3 protein-coding genes are annotated in these 2,357 nt (G+C 72.7%); all 3 read left to right on the top strand.

The genetic code is table 11. The features are described from left to right. Positions 1-36: 36 nt before the first annotated feature. The 3 genes from ABZ885_RS39570 to ABZ885_RS39560 all read left to right on the top strand — a co-directional run bounded on the left by ABZ885_RS39570 (position 37) and on the right by ABZ885_RS39560 (position 2,242). A complete protein-coding gene (locus ABZ885_RS39570) occupies positions 37-987 on the top strand; it encodes an alpha/beta hydrolase (protein WP_360199807.1) in 951 nt (316 codons plus the stop codon). Positions 988-1,121: 134 nt separating this feature from the next. Further along, positions 1,122-1,655 carry a hypothetical protein gene (locus tag ABZ885_RS39565; RefSeq protein ID WP_360199805.1) on the top strand — a complete coding sequence of 178 codons (534 nt, stop codon included), beginning with the start codon at positions 1,122-1,124 and terminating at the stop codon, positions 1,653-1,655. A gap of 197 nt (positions 1,656-1,852) precedes the next feature. Next, on the top strand, positions 1,853-2,242 hold the full coding sequence (locus tag ABZ885_RS39560; RefSeq protein WP_360199803.1) for a RidA family protein: 390 nt from the start codon (positions 1,853-1,855) through the stop codon (positions 2,240-2,242). The last annotated feature ends 115 nt before the right edge of the window (positions 2,243-2,357 follow it).

The raw sequence follows: 2,357 nt of genomic DNA, 5'->3' as shown, positions 1-2,357 counted from the left end.
GCGGCGGCCTCCCCGGCCGGGCCGGCCTCCCCCACGCTGCCGGCTTCCCCCGCCGGTTCCGGGGCGGCCGCCGCGGCCGCAGCCGCCTTCGCCCGGCCGAAGCAGGTCCGGGCGGGCGTCCTCGACATCGGCTACGCCGAGACCGGCCCCACCGACGGCCCGGTGGTCGTCTGCCTGCACGGCTGGCCCTACGACATCCACAGCTTCGCCGAGGCCGCCCCGCTGCTGGCCGCCGAGGGATACCGGGTGATCGTCCCCTACCTCCGCGGCCACGGCACGACGCGCTTCCGCTCCGCCCGCACCGTCCGCAACGCCCAGCAGGCCGCGATCGCCCTGGACGTCCTCGACCTCATGGACGCGCTCGGCATCGGCACCGCCGTCCTCGCCGGCTTCGACTGGGGCTCCCGCACCGCCGACATCATCGCGGCCCTGTGGCCCCGGCGCGTCAAGGCGCTGGTGTCCGTCAGCGGATACCTCATCACCGACCGCGCGGCGCAGCAGCGCCCGCTGCCGGCCGCCGCCGAACACACCTGGTGGTACCAGTACTACTTCGCCACCGAGCGCGGCCGCCTCGCCATGGAGGACCGGGACCACCGGCGTGAGCTGTGCCGCCTCGTCTGGGACACCGTCTCGCCCACCTGGGCCTTCGACGACGCCACGTACGAACGCACCGCGGCCGCCTTCGACAACCCGGACTACGCGGCGATCGTGATCCACAACTACCGGTGGCGGCTCGGCCTGGCCGACGGCGAACGGCGCTACGACGCGATCGAGGCGAGGCTCGCCGCGCGGCCCGCCATCACCGTGCCCACCGTCACGCTCGACCCCGAACGCGACCCGTTCACCGCCCCCGGCGACGGCTCGTCCTACCGCGACATGTTCACCGGACGGTACCTGCACCGCACCCTCCGGGGCATCGGGCACAACCTGCCGCAGGAGGCCCCCGAGGCCTTCGCCCAGGCGGTGGTCGACGCCGACCGGCTCTGACGGGACGATGACGACGGCCCTGGCAATCGCGTCCGATGGCTTACGGCGTGGTGCGCGGCAGTCCGCGCCGGGCACGAGCGGTCGGCCCGGGAGCCGCCTGCGCTTCGATCGGGTGGTCGGCCGACAATGACCTCATGTTGAAATCGCTGATAATGCGGGCGGGACTGCCGGAGAACGCATCTGCGGCAGAGATCGTGGAGGCGGTGCGCCTGATGCCGTACGGGCGCCCGGCGGAGCGGAGTGCGTATGGGGCGCTCACCGAATGGCGGGGGACGTGCTCGACCAAACATGCGTTGCTGGCGGTCGTCCTGGCCGAGCAGTGGCCGCACCTGAAGCCGCAGTTGGTCCATCGTGTCTACCGCTGCACGCCCGAGGACGCCGCCCGCAGCTTCGGCCCGGACGTGGCCGCCACGGTTCCCGAGGAGGGCCTGTGGGACGTGCACCGGTACCTGACCGTCGAGGTGGACAGGGGACGGGTCGTCATCGACGTCACGTTCCCGTCCGGCCCGAGCTGGGACGGAGCCGGCTCGATGCCGATCGCGTGCGGGCAGGGAACCGACCGTGTGGCCGGCTCCGACCCCGATGCGGACAAGCGTGCCCTGGAGGAGGCCCATTGCGACCCCGGTGTTCGGGAGCCCTTCATCGCCGCCCTTGCCTCCCTGACGTGACGGCTCGCGGCGTGCTGGGCGGCAACTGATCACGCCTCTACGGTGACGTGAAGAGGGCCGCGCGGGCCGGGTGTTGTCGTGATGCAACCCCCAGGCCGCGCGGCGCTCCCCGGGTAACCCGTCGGCCGACACGCCCCGCCCCTCCTCGTACACCGCACCGTTGGACGTATCGGTGCCGGTCACCTAGCGTTCCGCGCATGACAGAGCGACACACGATCCTCAGCGGCTCGGCCTTCGAGGAGCAGATCGGCTACGCCCGTGCCGTGGTCGACGGCGACCACGTGCACGTGTCCGGCACGACCGGGTTCGACTACGCCACCATGACGATCTCCGACGACGTGGTGGAGCAGGCCGAGCAGTGCCTGCGCAACATCGGAGCTGCACTCGCCGAGGCGGGGTGCACCTTCGCCGACGTGGTGCGGGTGCGCTACCTGCTGCCCGAGCGCGAGGACTTCGAGCCGTGCTGGCCGGTCCTGCGCCGCTGCTTCGGTGACGTCAGGCCGGCCGCGACGATGCTGGTGTGCGGCTTGGCCGACCCGCGGATGAAGATCGAGATCGAGGCGTACGCGCGGCGGCCGGCCGCCTGACGAGGTTGCGGCCGACGGTCCCCGGCAGGGCGCCGGCCTGCTCAACCCGGTCGAGGCGCTGGCCGCCGCGACCGCGGACGGGGTGGAGGCGCAGTTCGTCGGCGAGGAGAAGTTC

Origin of the sequence: Kitasatospora sp. NPDC047058 (genome assembly GCF_040643935.1) — a bacterium.
GTDB lineage: Bacteria > Actinomycetota > Actinomycetes > Streptomycetales > Streptomycetaceae > Kitasatospora.
This window is presented reverse-complemented; position numbering and strand designations above follow the sequence as displayed.